Here is a 21,213-nt window from a genome sequence, read left to right on the forward strand (position 1 = left end):
AGCGTTGTAGTCATCTTTAAACTATAACGTCGTATCGCAATCGAATTGAAATCAGGTCAAGCCGCTCTTATCTCTCACAGTTCATGATGTGAGGACCTGTTTTATATAACGATAAATTCGTTCCGCAGGAATTTTGGAAATGTGACGGATGCTCTTTTCTTATCCCCATTCACGTTCCGTTACAGTTCATGCTCCTGCCAAATTAAATTTGTTCTTAAGCATCGATAATAAGCGCCCCGACGGTTTTCACGACATTACTTCGCTGATGCTGTCGGTGGGAATATACGACACTTTAGTTTTCACGGAGGATCCTTCAACAGAAGTTGCGTTGAGTGTTGCCGAAGCGAATTCACTTCAGCCCCGACGAAAAACAGACCAGCAGATCCCGACTGGTGAAGATAACCTGGTAGTGCGTGCTGTCCGGTTACTTCAGGCAAAAACGGGAACACAGCGGGGATTGCGGATCCAGTTGATCAAACGCATTCCTGCAGAGGCTGGACTCGGTGGGGGATCAAGCGATGCAGCGGCGGCCTTATTCGCTGCCAATCAACTCTGGCATTTGGGATTGTCGCCTGAAGAATTACGAGGTCTGGCGGCCGAGCTGGGGAGTGACATTCCGTTCTTTCTCACAGAGAGCAATGCAGCCATCTGTCGGGGAAGAGGTGAACTGATCGAACCCGTATCCATTCCCCAATGTCTCCACTTTGTGATTGCTCGACCCCAGTCGGGTTTATCCACGGCGGACGTTTATCGGCAGTGTCGAGTAGGAACTCACTCAAATAATCAGGTTGAGCGTCTGACGCGTGATCTGGCTTCTGGGCAGTTTCATTCAATTTCCCACCTCATGTTGAATGATCTGCAGGTGCCTGCGGAACAGCTGAATTCGGATATATTAATTTTAAAAGATTACTTCTCAAAACAATCTGTTTTGGGGCATATGATGAGTGGAAGCGGAACGGCCTATTTTGGTGTCTGCCAGAATCGGGCACAGGCTTCCCAGGTCGCTGCGCGATTACGATCCACAGTGAAAGGGCATGTATTTGTTGTCCAGAACCGACTATAGATGAGCAATTTAAAATTTGGCACAAATGGAGTGAGGCCATGGAGATCAGTGAAGTACGCATCAAATTGATGAATGACCCACACGAAAGATTGCTGGCATTCTGCTCAATTACTTTCGACGTCTCATTCGTCATCCGGGATCTGAAAATCATTCAGGGGGCCAAAGGTGCCTTCGTGGCGATGCCCAGCCGCAAGCTGATGGATCGTTGCCCCAAGTGTCATACCAAGAACCATCTGCGTGCCTCGTTCTGTAACCAGTGTGGCGTGCGTCTGGACGAAAACCGGGCGGACAAAGATGACGCCGGTCGTGCCCGTCTCTATGCCGATATCGCGCATCCCATCAATTCCGAATGCCGGGAATTGATCCAGGAAGAGGTCCTCAAGGCGTATGAGGAAGAGCGAGTCTCCGCGCAGCAGGAAGGTTACATCTGTCGCTATGATGATTTCGGCGAAGAAGATTACGCGCGGCTCGGACCCTACGAAGAGGACTACGACGAGACACCTCTGGTCCAGTCCTCCCGCACGGAATCGACCGTTCACCGCAAGAACGGTCAGGTATTTCGAATTGATGCTGCTGAGAATCGCTCGGATGGGAAACCACCCCATCATAATCCGGCCGATCAGCCAGCTACCGACAGGGTTACTTCGCAGAATCGTGAACCGGGTGCCCAGGGCGACTCCTTCGGTTCAGGAATCGTCTGATTCCACCTGTTGCTGATCCTGCTATGCGGCTGAGCGCTGCATACATAGCAGAATCAGTAGCTGTTACACGAATCCGGATTACCCTTCAGATTGCTGCGTCTCACATGATGAATAAACCGACCACCATAATGGTGATGCCGGTCGCTTTGGAGGTCAGCATGTTCTGCAAACGATCGATCATTTTCTCGTTTGGCTGAAACGATACGATTTCCTGCTTTTCTACCTCTTTTCTCAACTCTGCGTTAAGCCATTCCAGTACTGAAATACTCAGGTCCTGTTGTTTATCAGCCTGGCCGGCCGGTTGCGATTTGATCAGCGAGGCACAGGTGTGACTGGTCGTCCTCGCTCGATCCTCGGGGGAGAGATCATTACTTGTTGCATGATAGCCCATTTCTATCTCAGTAGGATACTGAAATTAATGCTGCCTGATCCTGCACAGCGTTCCGACTTCAGCCAATGATGCCTAAGTCGTCCTGTGAGGCGAATCAGTTAAGGGAGAGTACATAATCTCTATCGGCAATATCTGCGGGATCTCCTGCATCTCTTGATTACCGAATTCAGTAAATCTGCCAGGCCCGAGAAAAATGTATCGATTATATGTATCCTGACTGGAACAGGGGACGCCAGACTTCAGTGCATTAGGCAGATTGGGTACGATAAATCTTCACAGTGTTACGCTCTGGGCCGGGAGCAGAGAAAGTATGTCTGACCTTCATGAAAGAACCTGATCTATGAAAACTCAGCTTTCCTTTGTTCTATTGATGTTGTTGACCTGTCTGCTGTCTGCCTGTGGAAAACCCACGGAAGAACAGAAAAAAGAAGCGCTGAATGAAGTACCCGCCATCGATGAACCTGAAAAAACAATCGAATCGTTATTCGAAGTCGAAGACGGATTTACCATTTTGCATCTGAAGGATTTTGAGGAATTCGCCGGTAAATCGAAAGAACCGGTCTCAGGCAAAAACTGGACTGAGCAGGATGGAATCATTTCCTGCCAGGGACAGCCTCGCGGTTATATCTATACACGCGTTGCACTCGGAAACTGCACCGTTCGTTTGGAGTATCGCTTCCCCGAATCGGCTGAAAAAAATGCCGATCCGAACACGGGATTCCTGTTCTATATCACAGGCGAAAATCGCGTCTGGCCCAAGTGCCTCGAAGTACAGGGTAAGTATTCTGAGATGGCACACATCAAATCCAACAGCAAAGACATTACCCTGGAAGTTACCGATAATCCGGAAGCCCGGGAAAAAGTGCGCCGGCCGATAGGCGAGTGGAATGCAATCGAAGTCGTCTGTAAAGACGGTGCGTTAACCTCGGTTCTGAACGGAACGGAGATCGCCACTTCCAAACCAAGTGAGCTGAAAGACGGATTTTTCGGGCTGCAGTCCGAGGGGAACCCGGTTGAGTTCCGCAATATCCGGATTCAGGAACTGACCGATTAGTCTCACTGCTTTGCAATCGGGAATTGATCTCTTTTAAAATAGTGAGATCTGACTTCCGCGTATCTTTCATTCTCAACTGGGAGCGACCACCATGAGTTTTCGATTTCTGACAGTCTGCTGTCTGCTGATATTCCCCCTGCTGACCGTGACTGATGTTGCCGATGCAGCCGAGGCCAAGACCCGTATCCTGATGCTCACTCAGAGCAAAGGCTATACCCATGGTTCCGTCAAACGGGGGAAAGAACAGCTGTCTCCTTCCGAAATCGCGATGATCCAACTCGGGAAGCAGTCGGGCCTGTTCACCGTCGATTGTACCCAGGATGCCGCAGCCGACTTCACGAAAGAAAATCTGCAGAACTACGACATTGTCATGTTCTACACCACGGGCATACTGCCCATTAAAGAAGAAGACATGCAGTATTTTCTGAATGACTGGCTGAAGCAGAAGGGCCACGGCTTTATCGGCTTTCACTCAGCCACCGATACCTACAAGTCCTACGAACCCTATTGGGATATGATCGGCGGTTCCTTTAACGGCCATCCCTGGAATGCCGGCAATACGGTAACGATCACCGTGCACAACACCGATTTTCCGGCCATGAAGCCCTTCGGCAAAGAATTCCAGATCAAAGATGAAATCTATCAGTATAAAAACTGGCAGCCGGAAAAAGTGCATGTGCTGATGAGCCTGAATATGGAGAAGTGTAACCCCAAACGTCCCTACCAGGTCCCGGTCGCCTGGGCCAAGGACTGGGGGCAGGGCAAGGTCTTTGTAAACAACATGGGACACAACCCTTCGACCTGGACCAATCCCGCGTTTCAGGATTCCGTCATCGGCGCGATCAAATGGATTCGCGGCGATGCACCGGCTGCGGTTCCCGTCAATCCGGAACTGTCAAAACAGGAAGATGCCAAAGCCGCTGCCGCTGTGAAGGCTGCTGAAAAGAAATAAGTGCCATCGGCCAGGGACAGGAAACCGTCATGTCAAAAGTAATCGTCATCACCGGCGTCACCCAGGGACTGGGACGGGCAATGGTGTCGGAGTTCATCGCAGCTGGTCACACAGTGGCCGGCTGTGGCCGCTCCCCGGATCCACTCGCCGAGTTGTCCGATCAGTTCGGCAAGCCCCATCATTTTACCGCGCTGGATATCGCCGACGATCAGGCCGTGCAGGCCTGGGCCGATTCGGTCATCGCGGAACTGGGGCCACCCGATCTCTTGCTCAATAACGCGGCGGTCATTAATGAGAATGCAGCGCTCTGGGAAATCCCCGCGGCCGACATCGACAGCATTATCGATGTGAACATCAAAGGGACCATTAATACCATTCGTCACTTTGTCCCCGCGATGCTGCAGTCAGAATCCGGTGTGATCGTGAATTTCAGTTCGGGCTGGGGACGTTCGGCTTCTGGTGAAGTGGCCTCTTACTGTGCCACCAAGTGGGCCGTGGAAGGTTTGACCCAGTCGCTGGCTCAGGAACTGCCTCCGGGGATGGCTGCCGTCCCGCTGAATCCGGGAATCATCAATACGCGCCTGCTGCAAAGCTGTTTCGGCTCGCATGCCGACCACTATCCCACTGCGAAAGAATGGGCGGAAGTTGCCGTTCCCTATCTGCTGGGGCTCTCAGCCCGCGATAATGGTCAGTCTTTGACCGTGCCCGTTTAACTGCTGTCCGCAGCAACCCGGCTGAATGGTAATTCGCCCCCGCTTTGAGTACACTCGGGGAGCGTCTATTTTGAACAGCCGTTGATCACCCTCCTGATACGTACCAAGTCACCTGCTATGGCCAAATATTTTAAATATAAGACACCGGAAGATGTTGTTGCCGATTCGGAACGCCTGGGCTGCCCGATCGAAGCCTCAGATAATTTTAAGGTTCTCTATGAACCGATTCAGATCGGCCATCTGCCGGCGAAAAGCCGACTCGGAATTCAGCCGATGGAAGGCTGTGACGGCACCACCGATGGCTTTCCCGATGAACTGACTTACCGTCGCTATCGACGCTTCGGTGCCGGCGGGGCATCGCTCATCTGGGGTGAAGCGACCGCCATCGGTCCAGAAGCCCGCATGAATCCCCGCCAGTTGATGATCAACGATCAGACCGCACCCGCCCTGGAGAAAATGCTGGCCGGATGTCGTGAAGCACATGCAGAAGTCTTTGGTTCGGACGCAGGGCAGGTCATCGGTCTGCAACTGACACACTCCGGTCGCTTCAGCTTCGAAAAACCTCTGCTGGCCACCCACGATCAGGTACTGGATCCACGCACCGTCGATAAAGGGACCGGTAGGATCGTAGACGACAGTTATCCGTTGTTGTCGGACGACGATCTGAAACGCATCGAAGACCAGTACGTAGCCGCCGCGAAGCTGGCACAATCCATCGGCGTCGATTTCGTCGATATCAAACAGTGCCATCGCTACCTGCTCTCAGAACTGCTGGCTGCGAAGAACCGTCCCGGCGAGTATGGGGGATCGCTCGAAAACCGGACCCGCCTGGTTCGTAACGTCATACAACGGATTCGCGAAGAATGTCCCGGGCTCATAATCGCCACCCGCATGAACGGCTACGACGGCATTCCCTATCAGGGCGCGGGAGACGACTTCATCGGTGAACCCTGCCCGCACGAACTGCCGCTGCAGACTGCCTTCGGCACGAACCCCGACGATCACCTTCAGGAAGATCTGACTGAACCACTCGAAGTGGCCCGCCTGCTCAAAGAGTGGGGCATCAGCATGATTAATATTTCCAACGGGAATCCCTACGCCAATCCACATATTGTGCGGCCCGCGGAATTTCCTCCGACCGATGGCTATCACGCTCCCGAACATCCCCTGATCGGTGTGGCCCGGCACTTCCGGATTGCCTCACAGATTCAGGCAGCCGTTCCGGACATTCCGGTGGTGGGCAGTGGTTACAGCTGGTTGCAGGACTTCGCCATGCATGCTGCTGCGGCGAATGTGGAGCAGGGCAAGATTTCGATTGTCGGCATGGGACGAGCCACACTGTCACAACCGGAGTTTGCAAAGCTGCTGCAGGAAGAAGGCAAGCTCAAACGCAAAACCGTCTGCCGGACCTTCTCTTATTGCACCAACCTCATGCGTACGAAGGATCATCCACTGGGACAGTATCCCACAGGATGTCCTCCGTTCGACAAAGAGGTTTACGATCCGCTCTGGAAAGAAGCCAAAGCGAAACTGGAAGCGAAGCAGAAAGCCGCTGAAGAGTAATCAGGCGGCCTGCTGAATCGGAGCCTGTTCGGCCTGTTCGTCGGCGATGATCTCTTCGACCAGACCGGCGTAATCCTTGGCCCCGGACAGGAACTGGAGTAATCAAATACCGACTGTCCATAACTGGGCGCTTCGGCCAGCTTGATGTTGCGGCGAATCCGGCTCTGAAAAATTTTGGCGTTGGCCCAGGGCGCTTCGGGATCGCTTTCGCTGAGGAAGGCACACAGGTCGTCGGTCACGTCAGCCGCCAGTCTGGTTCCGGTTTCATACAGACACAGGACTACACCTGAAACCTTCAGGTTCCGGTTCAGGCGACGCCGTACCAGGGCCGTTGTCTCGAACAGCTTGGAAAGACCCTGCAACGCGAAGAAGTGCGGCTGCAGCGGAATGATCACTTCACTAGCGGCCGTCAAAGCGTTAATCGTCAGTACGCCCAGTGAAGGCGGACAGTCCATGATGAGGTAATCAAACGGTTCGGTCTCTGCCATTTTCTGAATGGCCTGACGCAAGACGATTTCCCGGTCTTCGGCATCGACCAGTTCCAGCTCTGTGGCGGCCAGATCGAGTGTCGCTGGCACGACCCACAAGTTTTTCGCGACCAGCTGTCGTGTTTCAGCCAGCGTTTTGAACCCGGAAAATACATCATAGGCGGTCGGCACATTTCCGAATGGCTCAATACCCAGGTGTAACGAGGCGTGACCCTGCGGATCGAGGTCAACCAGGCAGACCTTTTTTCCCTGCATTGCCAGGCCGGCAGCCATGTTCACACTGGATGTGGTTTTGCCGACGCCCCCTTTTTGATTCATGATGGCTATGATACGCATCGGGAGTCCCTTCCCTCTTTCTCTTTAAAAAACGAGTCGCTGAATTTGTCTCAAGTGGTGATATTACATCACGTTAGGGAGACATGGTTTATACCGGCTCCCTGTGGCCTGTTCTCTGCTCAGGCCAGAAGGTGGGGCAGTATATCGCGTTTTAGGATTCAGGGAAACAGGAATTCCTGCCCTGAATCAGAGCCTGAAACGGGAAGTCTGTTCCCCGTCTGGAGATCCGCTGACCGGGGAATGCCCTCAGAAGGTCAGGGGGGTAGCAGGTTTGGCCGGGGCGTGCTCTGCGGTCTGTTCCTGACGCTGGAGCACGTACAGAATCTGCTGGGCCCGCAAGTTGGCCAGCCAGGCTTTTTCCACCGCGCGATGCTTGATGATCGGAATTTCTTTGAGGATTTCGATTCCCAGGATTCGCATCAGATCCTGAAAGTCGTGCATCGACATCAGATGCAGGTTAGGGGTGTTGTACCATTCATAAGGCAGCACTTCCGTCACCGGAGCCCGCCCCTGTTTCAAGACCTGCAGACGGATACGCCAGTTTCCGAAATTGGGAACTACGACCAGAGCCTGGTGAGCAACGCGGACCATTTCTTCCAGCAGCTGTTTGGGGTGCAGAACCTGTTGCAGTGTCTGACTCAAAACGACGTAGTCAAACGCCAGGTCCGGAATGTCGTGCAGACCTTCATCGAGGTCAGCCTGGATGACCGGTACACCCCGAGCAATCGCACCATGATGCTGCGTGATATCGATTTCCATACCCAGGACCGAAGCATCGCGTTCATCGCGGAGTCGAGCCAGCAACCGCCCATCACCACATCCGAGGTCCAGCACACGACTGCCCGGCTGAATCTGCTCCATCAGCAGCTTATCAGTCACGTCCAGCGACGGGTCCTCCATACAGTATCGATGTTGTGCGCACATGGTATTGTTTTACTCTTATGTATTCTGATCTCTACGCTTGCAGAGATAGTTCACTTTAGCGATCAGCTCTGTTTCTCCGCCAGTCTCGATTCGTAGGCTTGTGCCAGGAAGGGAGTGATCAGTTTCTGCAGTTGTTCGATTTCAATCAAAAAGGAATCATGGCCGAAGGGGCTTTTGAGTTCAATAAATGAGACGTGCTTGCCACATTCGATTAACGCCCTGACGATTTCCTTACTCTGTGTTGTGGTAAACAGCCAGTCGGAATCATACGAGGCGATCAGGAACCGGGCATTGGTCCGTCCCAGAGCTTTGGTCAGCGATCCGTGTTGCGACACCAGGTCGAAATAATCCATGGCCCGTGTGAGGTAGAGATAGCTGTTCGCATCGAAGCGCTCGACGAACCGTTTTCCCTGGTAGTGCAGGTAGCTTTCCACCTGGAATTCCACCTCAGGCAGCATTTCGTAGGTGAATGTATCGTGGTCCTGCAGACGTCGGCCGAATTTCATTTCGATTGACTGGTCTGACAGGTAGGTGATATGAGCGATCATGCGGGCCAGGGCCAGACCGTAACGCGGGCCAGCCCCCCGTTCGTATTCGCCATCTTTGAATTCGGGGTCTGTCTTGATGGCCCGTCGACCGACGGCATTGAACGCAATTCCCTGGGCGGAGAGCTGTGCCGCGGATGCCAGGCAGATCGCACTCCGCAGCTGATCTGGAAAGCGGGCCGCCCATTCCAGTACCTGCATGCCTCCCAGGCTGCCCCCGATCACAGCCAGTAACTGGTCGATTCCCAGCTGTCGGGTCAGAGCCGCATGGACTTCGACAATATCCCCCACGGTGATGAAGGGGAAGTTCAGGCGATAAGGCTGATTGGTTTCCGGATTGATACTTCCGGGCCCTGTGGTTCCCATGCAGCCACCCAGGACGTTGGCACAGATTACAAAATACTTATCGGTGTCCAGGGTCCGACCGGGGCCGATCAGTTCGTCCCACCAGCCCGGTTTGGCTTTTTCATCATCGTCTTCGTAATAACCGGCGGCATGCGCATCGCCTGTGAGAGCGTGACAGATGAAAATGGCGTTGTCTTTTTCAGGACTCAGGGTGCCATACGTTTCATAGGCAACCTGTATCGGACCCAGTTCGCCACCCCCTGCCAGCTTGAGCCAGTCGGGGGGCATAAACAGCGTCGCAAGTCGGGTCTGAACCAGACCGACTCCTGAATGCTGGCGGGTTTCTGAAAGTTCCTGTTGCGTAGCCATGGAAAGTGATATTTCTCAGTAGTCCTGCAAAAAGACCAGGCACGAATCTTATCCAGAGAAACGGCCGTGGTTTAGAGGCAGACCCGGCTGCTCGTTCAGGAGCGAAAGCCGGCTATGATTTCTTGATATTTGCTCTGCAGAGTGCACCAGTATACCGCAGCAGGTGTGGAATTTCGACACGTTGCGGCAGTAATACAGGTGGATCTCTCTGCATTTTAAGGCTGGTTTTACTGAAAGTCTGTTTTTTCCGCGGATTCCGCAAAATTTGGATTTCCGCGCCATTCTCGGAGTCACTGATCTGATCTTCAGTCAGTCTGGTCGGCCAGCTCCAGAAAACGATCCACGCGGCGATCGATAATATCGATACTTTTGTTCCAGAATTCGGCCTGACTCAGGTCGTAACCAAATGTCCCGGCCACCGCGTCTTCAGTCAGTTGACAGCCGGTAGCAATCAGAAGTTCACGATATTTATCCGCGAACTCGCTCTGATCCTCGAACGTATCTGCCAGAGCATAGATCCCCAGTGAGAGCAGATAACCAAACGTGTACGGGAAGTTATAAAACGGTAATTCGCTGATGTAAAAATGCAGTTTGGAGATCCAGAAGCTGGGATTCCAGCCGGAGTCGTCCAGGGCATTCATGTACGCTTCCTGCTGCGCTGCGAGCATGAGTTCCGAAAAGCGTTCCGGAGTCAATTCCCCTGAGGCACGTTCCTGATGAAAACGGTCTTCAAACAGGAAGCGGGTATGGATATTCATCATGAAGGCGACAGAGTCTCCCAGCATGCCATCCAGAATCTGCAGCTCTTCGTCGCGGGTTTTGGCCGCTTTCAACCGTTGCTCACCCAAAACTGCTTCCGCGAAGGTAGACGCTGTCTCGGCCAGGTTCATCGGGTAATCACTTAATACGAACGGTGCGTCTTTCAGCACGTAGGAATGATAGGCGTGTCCCAGTTCGTGCGCCAGCGTCGACATGCTGTCAGCTGAGTTGGTGAAGGTCATGAAAATACGAGACTGCTTTTGCAGAGGCAGAGTTGTGCAGAAGCCTCCCTGACGTTTGCCGGCTCGATTTTCCGCTTCGATCCAGCGCTCGCGGAGAGACCGTTCCGCGAAGTCTCGCAGATCGGAACTGAACTCGGCGAACGAGTTGACCGTCAATTCGCAGGCGCGGTCGTAGGTCAGCTCGGCTGATTCCGCCCCGGCCAGGGGCAACGGTGCATTCAGGTCATACCAGCAGAGTCGAGGCAGTCCCAGCAGCTCCGCTTTCTTTTCCAGGAAGCGCACCAGCTTCTGTTTCCGCTCGGAGATCACAGACCACATGGTATCCAGTGTGCTCCGCTGCATGCGATTGTAAATCAACGGTGCATCCAGGTGGTCGGTGACTGGCAGTCGTTTGTAGAGCGTCAGTCGCGTGCCCGAAAGGTGATTCAACGCATCGGCGCAGGAATCAGCAATCGTGTCCCAGGCTTTGTTTGCAGCATAGAAGTTATTTTCACGGATTGAACGTTGCGGAGAATCGAACTGCACCTGTCCCGGAGACCGTTCTACCAGTTCCCCTTTTTCCATGAGCTGGATTTTCAGATCCCCGGAGAGGCGATCGTAAAGCCGTCCCCAGGCGTGTAAACCGTCGACGGCCAGTTCGGAAGCCAGAATTTCCTGCTCCTTGGGAAGTCGCAGGGTCGCACCCCGCTTAGACTCTTCCAGGAAGAAACGAATTTCCTGCAGACGGGGTTCCTGTTCGCAGAACTGTTGAATGGTTTCCGCGGAAAGTTCGCGGAGTGTCAGTTGCAGCTGTGTTTCGATGTTCTCGCGCAGCGGACGAATACTGGCCAGCCGCCCCATCAGCACCTGGTACTGTTTGTTATGAGCATCCTCGGCACAACAGCATTCGAGAAACGCGAACAGCCCCGAAAGCTCTGCAGTCGCAGCCTGATAGTCTGTCAGAAAATCGGCCCACAGTGCTGCGTCCTGCTCTGGATTCCCGGCATCAGCCAGCTGCGCCACACGTTCCACCAGGGTTTCCAGTGCACTTTTGCAATCTTGCAGAATCGCGGTGAACTCGGGTTGCGCAGGATTGGGATAGAGCGAGTCCAGTTCCCAGGTCAGCGGATAGGAGGCAGTATCAGTCATGATGAGGGATCCCGAAATAAAGGGTGTGTCGGTTATCAATTCGTTGAATGTATGAGATCGAGAGTAAATCCGTCAATTATGCAGCCGGAATTTGCTGGCCTTTGGTATGAGAGAAATCTTCCCACAGTAGACTCCCCTCTGTGGTATAATTACTGATAGGAGACGTCCACATTGATTTACTGACAGGAAGCCAGAAAGACGTTCAAGTGAAATACGACAGCCCGACGATCCTGATGTGTCCCCCTGATTATTACGGGATCGAATACGAGATCAATCCCTGGATGAGCCGCAGTCAGCAGAGCAATCTGGAAGTGGCCCGCCAGCAGTGGGAGTCATTGTACGCACTGCTCCAGAAACTAAACGCCCGGATTGAATTGATGACGCCCGTTAAGGGGCTGCCCGATCTCGTGTTTACTGCGAATGCCGGACTGATCTGGCACAATCGCGTGTTTCTCTCACTGTTTCGGCACCAGGCCCGCCAGGGGGAAACCCCCGTTGATCAACAGTGGTTCGAGCAGGCAGGCTTTGAAACGATCGAGATGCCCGAAGAATTTTTCTTCGAAGGAGCTGGGGACGCTCTGTTCTGTGGCGATACCCTGTTTGCGGGTTACCTGATTCGCAGCGATGTGAAAGCCCTGCAGTGGGTCGCTGCCGAGATGAAGTGTCGGGTGATTCCCCTGCAGCTGGTCGATGAGTTTTACTACCATCTCGATACCTGTTTCTGTCCCTTGAGCAAAACAGAGGCGATTTATTATCCGCCCGCATTCGACAGTTATGGACAGCAGGCCTTAGAGGAGCATATCCCTGATCTGATTCCCGTGGTGGATGAAGAAGCGCAGCGGTTCGCCTGTAACGCGGTCGTGATTGGCAAGTCGGTCGCTTTGAATACGGGCTGCCCGCAGCTCGAACAGACCCTCCGGGAACGCGGTTATGAACCGCACAGCACCCCCTGGATGAATTCATCAAAGCGGGGGGCTCAGCCAAGTGTCTCACATTAAGGCTGGACGGAGAGTGTGCGGCTGTTTGGCCTTGAGGGGGCATTGTAATTGATGCGGGTCGGACGATAGATCCCCTCGGACGTTGTCTCGGAAGGGAAGAAGCGTGTGCCTGTATTCGACAGCGAAACATCACGGACCGTTGAGACATGCTTTAAGGGAACCGATGGCAGCGAAGCGGTGAAAGTTCCTTTCCCGGGTGAGACGAGCGTGGCCTGCACCGCACCGAGGGCATAGACGTTCGGATTATGCTCTGGAATCCGGGGCGGCATTCTGACGATCCAGGTCTGGTCAGCAGGAAGTCCCGCTCCAAACTGATTGCCGGCACTGGGACTCTGTGTCTCAGGTGAAGTCGAACAGTTGCGGGTCCATTCGGCCAGTGAGATGGTTTGAATCGGTTTCGCCGCGAACTGCTGATCCCAGGCGTGGAGTAACAGTTGACGTTCTCCGTATAGATGAATCTGAACCTGACCTGTCAGCGGCGCGGGTCTACCTGCCTGATCGAAACCTTGCACACGGACAGCCAGGGCGTCCCAGTCTGCTTGACCACGTGTATTGACGGGAGTCGCTTCCACCGAGATCCGCGTCAGTTGACCTGACACAGGCCCTGGTCCGGGAAAGGGAGCAGGTGGCGGCGCGGGAAGTCCCTGAACCGGGGGAGGGCCTGCGGGCAGGGGGGCATATCCCAGAGCCTGCTGTGCGGTGGCGGCCCGCATCAGCCCCAGTACGTGTCCCCGTTCGAGCGTGGGGACGCCATTAGGGAAGTATTGTTCTACCAGGTGCTGGTAGGCGTTCAACGGATCTTCGTGGACTCCCAGAATCACACCCCGGCTGCAGCGATTACAGTCGACGTTCATCGGCGGTGCTGTCAGAACCGGCTGAGGGAGGGAGGGAACGTAGATCGGAGCAGGCAGCAGTCGTCGTTTTTTAACGAACTCGGTCGGCTCCGCAGGGGACCGCCGGGCTGCTGCCAGCTGGATGGTTTCCTGGACGTAGACGCTTTCATCGATGGAGAGTCGTCTGATCGAATCCAGCGAGATACGTTCGATCTGTGAACGCTGGTCCGTTCCGGAGTCGAGCAGCATGGTCTCATGGGGGCCCCATTGGATCCAGCTGCCGGTTCGTACTTCTCCGTTTGTCAGTTCGACTTCAACCCCGGCAGTGAGTGGGGTGGCGCAGCAGATGCTGACTAAGCACAGACAAAGTAGTGACTTGAATCCAGGAATCATGGTTTTCTCCAGGCGAGAGAGTCGGAGTTCTGCAGAGATAAAGCTGCGGAGAAAACCTGTTAACAGGGCAAACAGCGCGCCTGGAGCGGCAACGGTTGCGCGAGGATGAATCTGATTGCGCCGGTTTCACCGTCACGAAGCCAGATCGACAGGGTTATGACAGTTAATACTGCCTGCACACTGCGTGAGACAGAGAACAACGAACTGATCATTGCCAGGCTCAGACTCAACCGACGGTCAGGTGGTGGAAAAAACGTTTCATAAACGAAACAGGCAGCGTGTGTCTGTTTCAATTCCTGTACGAATCGGAAACGTCAGCAGGCAAAACCATTGATCGTCATGCGTGGTTTTCCGGGATGGGGAAGAGAATCGATGGGATTTTATCCAAAGTGACAGCGTGAGATTACACAAACTCTGCTGAATATGGCACTTAGACCCGGATATTCCGCTAAACAATCTTGTGAATATGCTTGACACCAAGGAAAGAAAGCGTGATGATCATGCATAACCGGGGATATGTGTCCTCAGCAAAATTGATGTTAGTCTAATGGGAATATCTGTTTAGATAATTCCTTTTTTGGATTCAACAGATATAATTTGTTACTTTATTCAACTCGTTATTTTGATCGATTCCGATCGGGCCAGGCAGTCGTCGGTTAACTCCTATCTACGATAATGTATTCAGAGGGAATACATGTGCCAACGTCGGATTTTGTCTCTTTAGAAGAGGGTGGGCTGGAATTATGGCAGCTGGTCACCGTCGTGTTGACATCGAAGAAGTTTCGGATGTCACCATTGCAAAGTTTATAGACAAGAAAATTCTGGATGAAGGCAATATCCAGATCATCGGAACCCAGTTGTTTGGGCTTGTTGATGAAGATGGTCGCAAGAAGATCATTCTTGATTTCTCCAACGTGGAATACCTCTCAAGTGCTGCACTTGGTAAGTTGATCACCTTGGATAAGAAAGTGAAAAAGGCAAAGGGCAAGTTGAAACTCTGTTCAATTCGTCCTGACATTTATGAAGTTTTTGCCATCACCAGATTGAATCAGTTGTTTGATATCGCCGAAACACAGGAGGCGGCGCTCGAAGGTTTCTAACACTGGCCTGGTAATTGCTGAACCGGAAGCGTCGGCTGTTACCATTCGCGTTAGAACAGGTTTTGAGCATTACATTGTGGGACGTTTAAGAGTGAATCACTTCTTGATTCCAAACCGGGGAATGGATGAACCGGAGCTTTTAAGCGGTCTCTGAATAGTCACTGGATAAACACCAGAAATCGTGTGCTGGCCAAACTCATGTCATCGGACGAATACATTGAAGTAACGATTCCCAGCGATACCTCAGAAGGGCAGGCTGTACAGGCCCGCATTGTTGAGGGTCTTGAGGTACGTGAATACCCCGATCGGGATGTATTTGCAGTGCGGCTGGCGTTGGAAGAAGCTCTGGTTAACGCCATCAAACACGGCAACCGGATGTCTCCCGATAAAAGTGTGGATATCAAATGCTGGATCAGCGATGAGCGAGTCCGTATTGAAATCCAGGATGAAGGGGAAGGCTTTGATCGCACTGAAGTCCCCGATCCGACTCTGCTGGAGAACCTCGAACGCCCTTGCGGACGGGGAATCATGCTGATGGGCGCTTTTATGAATCTGATCGAATATAACGATCAGGGGAACAAAGTCACGCTGGAGAAGATCAAAGGGGTGGCTCCCGAGCAGCCCGAATCCGAAACCGAGTGATCTGACTCAGTTAGGGTGAACCGTTCCTGCCAACTTTTCCCGAAATTTTGTCAGAACGTCGCTGGTTCCACTTTATCTTCGGTTGACTTCACGCTTTTCTCACAATATCTTATAGGCACAACGTGGTTGAGAGAAATCTCTTACTACAAAAACTGATCCTCGATAGCTCAATCGGTAGAGCGAGCGGCTGTTAACCGCTAGGTTCAAGGTTCGAGTCCTTGTCGAGGAGCTTTTATTCAGCAGGACAGTTTACCTTCCTGTAGTAATCAAATAGAGACCGTGTCAGAGCTCTGACACGGTCTCTTTTTTGTAATTGGTTGCGACAATTCGAGGTTCGCGGGGCTGAAATGTGTATCCCCTGTAGCACAGGCGAGAATTTCCGAAGCTGACCGTCAACTTGTGATAACAGCAGCCCCGGAATTCTTTGCGTGTGGAATACAGCTAGCCCTCAGACGCGCTGTAGCCACGACTCAACAACTTCTTCAAAAATGTCATCCAGGGTCTTGGTAATATCCCAATCCGGATAGTCGTTTTTCATTTTGTCCAGGTTGGAATAGTAACAGATATGGTCGCCGGAGCGGTTCTGATCTATGACACCCATGCTCAAGCCTGACTCTCTACCCGCTGATATTACCGGGAACGTTTGAGGGCGATCGTTAATGAGAAATCACCGGCTCTTTTACGCAAACGTCGCAAAATGATGAATGTTCTGGCAAAGATCCCCCGGGTAACTTCAGATAGTTTTTCGGAAATCAGGCTACCTTGACGGATCATAGGCAACTCAACCCACTCATACGACACGATCGCCAGAAAATAAGAAATCAGAATTGAGACCAAGGCTATCACGCTGCTCAGCACGACCGGATAAGCAGCTGAAATCCTGGGTTGAATAATTAACAGCAGGCCGTAAGCGATCCAGTACATCACGATGAAGTGATAAAGGTAGAAAGAGTAAGAGTATCTGCCCAGTTTTCGCATCAGATTAAGTTTCAGGAACCGATTGTAAAATGTGTCCCCCTCAGTGCTCAACAGTACCCAGATGAGGCAGCCAGAGGCTAACCCCTCTATCAGAACTGGTAGAAAGGTACTGATCTTGATCAGAAATACTCTTGCTGTCAGTAGACAGGTCAGGCTGAAAAGGAACTGGGCATTTCCAAGAAACGGGCTGGTGATCCTGGATGGTTGCTTCTCCAGGAATAAAGGCAGCATCAGCCCAATATAAAACATAAAAGCGTACTGGACCGTAGGGATGGAAGGTCCGAAATAGCCCAGGCAAATCAGGCTCAGGAGAATTGACAGATTCATCATCAGCCCAAACCAGCGGTTTAGCAGGTAGATCAACGGGAAAATGAGTGAGATCAGCAATTCAACTTTAAGAGTCCAGGCAACATTATTGATCTCCGTGTCCAGTAGGAAATAGTTTTCTAAAGCGTATTTTAAGCTGATCCCCTCGGTGTACCACCAGTTAAACCAGACAGAGGTATTCGGGAACTGGACATATTTGTGAAACAGAGCTATGGATAGAACAATCAATGTCAGAGATACAAAATAAGTAGGGTAAATTCGGAACACACGTTTAACGTAGAACGCAAAGTAGGTGATTACATTTCTGGGCTTACGATCCAGGGATAGTCCCAGAACATATCCACTAAGCACAAAAAAGACGGATACCGCTGCACCACCATTGAAGACGACGAGGGCCATCCGGGCCAGGAATGAATTGATTCCTGTAACGTCAGTCAGAGTGCCAGTACTGAAAGAAAAAGTGCTGTCCCAGATTGTCGGATTCTGATCAACCGCGAAAATGAGGAAGCAGTGATAGACGGCTACCACCAAAGCTGCGATTCCTCTCAGCGATTCCAGTTTTTCATTGAACATGCTTTACACTCCGGTCAATTGACAGGAAAGGATTCTGTCTTGCTTTGACCAGACAGCTAAAACACAAAAAGGTCAACAGAATTGTATTGACGGGAATTTGCGTTTTGATTCCAGACTGATCAATCAGAATCTATGTGAATAGTTGAGTGACGAAAAAATATTTTTACACTCGTCTGGAATCACTGCCATGTGAACGGGGAATGATCGTCATAGTAGTAAGGAATCGATACAGCATCCAGAAAAACGGTTGGCGTAATATATAGCTTAGGTGGAAATTCGCAAAGAGTAATCTTTAGCAGCACCATTCCCTCAATCGAATCATGTGTTCTCAAATAAGATGTGCGAAAAATAAATTTCCATAGCATGAAGCCGTTTTTTCTAGTTACCGCCAGATTATTGTAATATGAGCGGCTTTTGCTTGATTTCAGTGTAGATCTCAACTTCCTGCTTGCCTGAAGAACTGCGTAGTATTAGATTGGAACTGTATTTATGTACCGACTCGAGGTTGATCTGTTTCGCTAGTCTTACACTTTCTGAAGGAAACAGGATCCGTGCTCTCTCCAGTGCAAAAGAATGTCATCCGTTCGACTCTGTTGATTCTGGTATTGGTGGCTCTGCTGGCCCTGCTTTTTTCCAGGCAGGATGAACGTGCTGCCCAGCAGCAGGCGAACCGGGACGTCAAGGTGGCGGCGGAGATCCGTCAGCTCGGATATGATGATCCCGCCCGTCGCGCTGCCAGACCACTGGAATATCCCGACTATGGCGACGGTCCCGTTTTTCTGTTGACCGGGAATTATCGGGAGCTCAGCCAAGACCTCTACGAGGAAGCCAGCCAGGCAAGTAGAAAGGTCAAAGACTTCAAAATCAAACGCGCGGGGAAAACGCTGAATCAACCAGTAGATCTCGTGCTCGTCAAACAATTCGTTGCTCCCCGCGACTTCTTGCAGAAGTATCACAAATTCCGCCTGCGGGAACTGGAAGCGTATCAGCAACTGACCAAGGACAAACCCGAAGTCCAAGCCGCGGGCGAGGAATTTCTCAAGGCGTATCTGTTCAGAGTGACGGGACAACCCGATTCTCTGTCGGATGCTGAAATCATCTCGCTGGCGAAGAAAGTGATCGAGCTCCAATCCAATGATCCCTTACTGCTGACCTACGTGACCTATGTCTTGTATGAAGAGACAGGCGATTCCGACGCCGCGTTGTCCATGTGGACCCAGTGTCTCGAGCAGCTGAGAACGAGCCAGTACCCGCAGATCATTCAGGTTTATCTCCGCCTGTTTGTAGTCGATTTCAGTTCATCGGTCAGCAAAGGACATAAAGATGCCTTACTGGTAAGCATCGTACGCTGGCTGGAAGAAGCCTCCACAGAGCAGCAGTGGCTGGACTGTGTCCATTTCAAGCTAGCCGGGATCTGGGAGGTGAATGACATCACCTTTCGCGACGGTTTAGTCGTCGGCTGTTTGAAGTCAGAAAAGATCGAGCCATTTATCAAACACTGGTTGACGGGGCAGCGTCTGCTCGACCAGGCCTGGGGGGAACGCCGAGGCAGATATGCCAGCAACATGAGCCGTGGAGATCAACTGACTTTCCAGAAGGGCATCCAGATGGGCAAGGCTCACCTGGAGTATGCCTGTCTGCTGCGTCCGGATTCTCCGCACCCTCCCATCAGATTAATTTCGGTTGCCATGACGGGGCATGACAGAGTCTACGAGCCGGTTGACTGGTTTCGCCGTTCTGTCGAAAACCATTACGATCGGTCACTTCCCTATTATGCATTGTGGAATTCGATGTTGCCGCGTTGGGGAGGCGATCTGGGTCAGTTTCGCAGCTTTGCCGGTCACTGTATCAACAGCGATCGATTTGATACCCAACTACCCTACTATGCGTTTGAGGTCATGTTATATCTGCAGGACAACGAATTCATCGATGACTGGTCACAACAGGAAAAATTTGGTGCCAGGACAATCATCGATCATTTCCTGACTCAGCGGGAGAAATACCGGGCAGCGCACCCGGATGAAACATTATATGGAGATACTCCTTATTATCGAACAAGAATTGGTCTGTTCCTCCAGCGGGCAGGGTATCCAGAGTTGGCTCTCGCCGAGTTTAAGGCCGCTGAAGGAGACCTCGACTATTCTCAGCTTCAGAAAGCACATCGTCCTGGGAAGTTTTTGTTGTGCAGACTGTTTGCTGCTCAGGGAAAAGTCGAGGATCGTGTTCTGGAGTTCGATCAAAAAATACGCAAAGGCTGGACTGCGGATGCAAAGCTCTCGGAAATCGATGCCCTGGAAAAAGAGTGGCAGGCATTGAAACCAACGGCCGAGGGGGAACTGGCAGAACGTTACTATGCACATACAGGGAAAATGCTGCAACAACTGAGGGCATACCTCAAGGGAGACTGGGTTGAATTTGATTTCGAAGATCAGGGGCTCGGCTGGGAGATCAGCGCCGATCAGATTGACTGGGACAACGCAGATCAAAGTCTGCTCGTCTGCCGAAAAACAAATGAAGCACAGCACTCATGGGCTCGACCCCTGATCACGGTGGAGGCGCCTCTCCGGATCCAGGCCCGGATCGAGCAAATCGCGGCTCATCCCGGTGATACGCATATTGGTATTCGCTGGGAAGAATTGTATGGGAAGACCGATGAAGAAGGTGAAAAAATTCCATCACTCAATGTGGGAATTCGAGGCTACTGGTCCTATCCCAAAGCAGAATTAAAGGGCCCCAATCCATTCCATAAGCTGGAAGACCTGCACGCCGGTTTCCGAATTTATACCGTCGACCGCGTGCCGTACCGTCATCAGGAGCAGTCCATTCGCGTGATGGATCCCGGCATGCATCTGATCGACTGGAAGCTGAATGCGGATTCCAGCGAAGTTACCCTGGGGAACTACCCGGATCAGGTCCGCTTTGACGAAACAGCGCCCCTCAGGAATCACCTGCTCTTCAAGATCGAGTCGAAAAGTAAAGCAGTCCGCCTGCCGAACCCACCCGGGATCGTCTGGAAATTGAAGAATGTCAGGCTGAAACGTCTTCCCGCTTCAGATCTGCCTGCAGCAGAAGCACCACTGGCAGAACGAGTGACCTACTGGGAGAAACGGGTTAAGCAGGAGCCAGATGATGTTGTACCCAGACTGAAACTGTGTGAAGTTTATTGGGAACAGGGGCAAGCCGATCGGTTACTGGAGATGTCCACGGAAACTCTGGCGAAGTGGCCCGGAATGGAAAAGATCCAGCAATACCAGGGACTGGCGTTATACAGGCTGCGCAGATATCCCGAGGCGCTCGCTGCATTGGAACTGGCGATGAAAGAGTATCGCGAGAACGTTGATGTCATCATGGCGGCTGCGGAGATTCAGTCAGCCATCAATGATCCCGCACTCAGAAATCCTGAGGAATCACTTAAGCTCGCTGTCTTTGGGAAGCGGATCAGTACAAATTATCGAGTGGAATACCAAGCCATTCATTGGGCAAACCTTGCAGTCGCTTACGCAGCAAACGGAAATTTCGAAGAAGCTTTGAAGGCCAATCAGGAAGCAATCGCCCTGGCCTCGGATGACTTGAAAACCGAGTTTGAAAGCCGCCAGAAATTATACGAAGCGTCCCAGCCCTATCGTTATCCGGAAGAGAACTGAATTTTCTGCTGACTGTGATGCCCGGTAACCAGACCGCCTTTCTCTGGAAGTACCTGCCGCTTTCCGGATTTCTAAAATGAGTCACTGGAAATCACTTAACCGTGCTGCAGTCATGGGTTATAAGAGATGAACAGATCGTTTTGATTGACTTT

General features: G+C 52.0%; 17 protein-coding genes, 1 tRNA gene and 1 pseudogene. 11 read left to right on the plus strand and 8 right to left on the minus strand.

What is annotated here, in order from left to right:
• Positions 1-148 precede the first annotated feature (148 nt).
• Positions 149-1,063, plus strand: a complete 915-nt coding sequence (gene ispE, locus F1728_RS21895) for a 4-(cytidine 5'-diphospho)-2-C-methyl-D-erythritol kinase (protein ID WP_155365851.1) — start codon at positions 149-151, stop codon at positions 1,061-1,063.
• Between the two features lie 38 nt (positions 1,064-1,101).
• On the plus strand, positions 1,102-1,764 hold the full coding sequence (locus tag F1728_RS21900; protein WP_155365852.1) for a SpoVG family protein: 663 nt from the start codon (positions 1,102-1,104) through the stop codon (positions 1,762-1,764).
• 100 nt (positions 1,765-1,864) lie between these two features.
• Here the strand turns inward: F1728_RS21900 and F1728_RS21905 are convergent, their stop codons facing one another.
• A complete protein-coding gene (locus tag F1728_RS21905) occupies positions 1,865-2,155 on the minus strand; it encodes a hypothetical protein (RefSeq protein WP_155365853.1) in 291 nt (96 codons plus the stop codon).
• Positions 2,156-2,495: 340 nt separating this feature from the next.
• On the opposite strand from F1728_RS21905, the gene F1728_RS21910 reads away from it, so the two are divergent.
• From F1728_RS21910 to F1728_RS21925, 4 genes are all read left to right on the plus strand, one after another.
• Entirely contained in the window at positions 2,496-3,209 is a 714-nt protein-coding gene (locus F1728_RS21910; protein WP_155365854.1) for a 3-keto-disaccharide hydrolase, read from the plus strand.
• Between the two features lie 91 nt (positions 3,210-3,300).
• Entirely contained in the window at positions 3,301-4,161 is an 861-nt protein-coding gene (locus F1728_RS21915; protein ID WP_155365855.1) for a ThuA domain-containing protein, read from the plus strand.
• Between the two features lie 29 nt (positions 4,162-4,190).
• Positions 4,191-4,874 (plus strand): SDR family oxidoreductase, encoded by a 684-nt coding sequence (locus F1728_RS21920; RefSeq protein WP_155365856.1) that lies wholly within the window; start codon positions 4,191-4,193, stop codon positions 4,872-4,874.
• A 117-nt stretch (positions 4,875-4,991) separates the two neighbouring features.
• On the plus strand, positions 4,992-6,437 hold the full coding sequence (locus tag F1728_RS21925) for an oxidoreductase (RefSeq protein ID WP_155365857.1): 1,446 nt from the start codon (positions 4,992-4,994) through the stop codon (positions 6,435-6,437).
• On the opposite strand, the pseudogene F1728_RS21930 reads toward F1728_RS21925, so the two are convergent.
• From F1728_RS21930 to F1728_RS21945, 4 genes and pseudogenes are all read right to left on the minus strand, one after another.
• Positions 6,438-7,261: pseudogene (locus F1728_RS21930) on the minus strand (ParA family protein). It abuts the gene before it with no gap.
• A 246-nt stretch (positions 7,262-7,507) separates the two neighbouring features.
• Entirely contained in the window at positions 7,508-8,140 is a 633-nt protein-coding gene (gene metW, locus F1728_RS21935) for a methionine biosynthesis protein MetW (RefSeq protein WP_228030285.1), read from the minus strand.
• 107 nt (positions 8,141-8,247) lie between these two features.
• Complete coding sequence (gene metX / locus F1728_RS21940) at positions 8,248-9,444, minus strand: homoserine O-acetyltransferase MetX (RefSeq protein ID WP_145042875.1); 1,197 nt, start codon at positions 9,442-9,444, stop codon at positions 8,248-8,250.
• Between the two features lie 305 nt (positions 9,445-9,749).
• On the minus strand, positions 9,750-11,573 hold the full coding sequence (locus F1728_RS21945; RefSeq protein WP_155365859.1) for a M3 family oligoendopeptidase: 1,824 nt from the start codon (positions 11,571-11,573) through the stop codon (positions 9,750-9,752).
• 206 nt (positions 11,574-11,779) lie between these two features.
• Between F1728_RS21945 and F1728_RS21950 the strand changes: the two genes are divergently transcribed.
• Positions 11,780-12,571 (plus strand): dimethylarginine dimethylaminohydrolase family protein, encoded by a 792-nt coding sequence (locus F1728_RS21950; protein WP_228030286.1) that lies wholly within the window; start codon positions 11,780-11,782, stop codon positions 12,569-12,571.
• Here F1728_RS21950 and F1728_RS21955 read toward each other — a convergent pair.
• On the minus strand, positions 12,568-13,797 hold the full coding sequence (locus tag F1728_RS21955) for a hypothetical protein (RefSeq protein ID WP_155365860.1): 1,230 nt from the start codon (positions 13,795-13,797) through the stop codon (positions 12,568-12,570). The two genes, F1728_RS21950 and F1728_RS21955, sit on opposite strands and share 4 nt — an antisense overlap.
• 743 nt (positions 13,798-14,540) lie before the next feature.
• Here F1728_RS21955 and F1728_RS21960 point away from each other — a divergent pair.
• The 3 genes from F1728_RS21960 to F1728_RS21970 all read left to right on the plus strand — a co-directional run bounded on the left by F1728_RS21960 (position 14,541) and on the right by F1728_RS21970 (position 15,768).
• On the plus strand, positions 14,541-14,897 hold the full coding sequence (locus F1728_RS21960) for an STAS domain-containing protein (RefSeq protein WP_002647021.1): 357 nt from the start codon (positions 14,541-14,543) through the stop codon (positions 14,895-14,897).
• A gap of 198 nt (positions 14,898-15,095) precedes the next feature.
• Complete coding sequence (locus tag F1728_RS21965) at positions 15,096-15,539, plus strand: ATP-binding protein (RefSeq protein ID WP_228030287.1); 444 nt, start codon at positions 15,096-15,098, stop codon at positions 15,537-15,539.
• A 156-nt stretch (positions 15,540-15,695) separates the two neighbouring features.
• Positions 15,696-15,768, plus strand: a tRNA-Asn gene (locus F1728_RS21970).
• Between the two features lie 219 nt (positions 15,769-15,987).
• Here F1728_RS21970 and F1728_RS21975 read toward each other — a convergent pair.
• Positions 15,988-16,140, minus strand: a complete 153-nt coding sequence (locus F1728_RS21975; protein WP_155365861.1) for a hypothetical protein — start codon at positions 16,138-16,140, stop codon at positions 15,988-15,990.
• A gap of 29 nt (positions 16,141-16,169) precedes the next feature.
• A complete protein-coding gene (locus tag F1728_RS21980; protein ID WP_155365862.1) occupies positions 16,170-17,417 on the minus strand; it encodes an acyltransferase family protein in 1,248 nt (415 codons plus the stop codon).
• Positions 17,418-17,968: 551 nt separating this feature from the next.
• Between F1728_RS21980 and F1728_RS21985 the strand changes: the two genes are divergently transcribed.
• A complete protein-coding gene (locus F1728_RS21985; RefSeq protein WP_155365863.1) occupies positions 17,969-21,061 on the plus strand; it encodes a tetratricopeptide repeat protein in 3,093 nt (1,030 codons plus the stop codon).
• The last annotated feature ends 152 nt before the right edge of the window (positions 21,062-21,213 follow it).

The sequence above is a fragment of the Gimesia benthica genome, assembly GCF_009720525.1.
GTDB classification, from domain to species: Bacteria; Planctomycetota; Planctomycetia; order Planctomycetales; family Planctomycetaceae; genus Gimesia; species Gimesia benthica.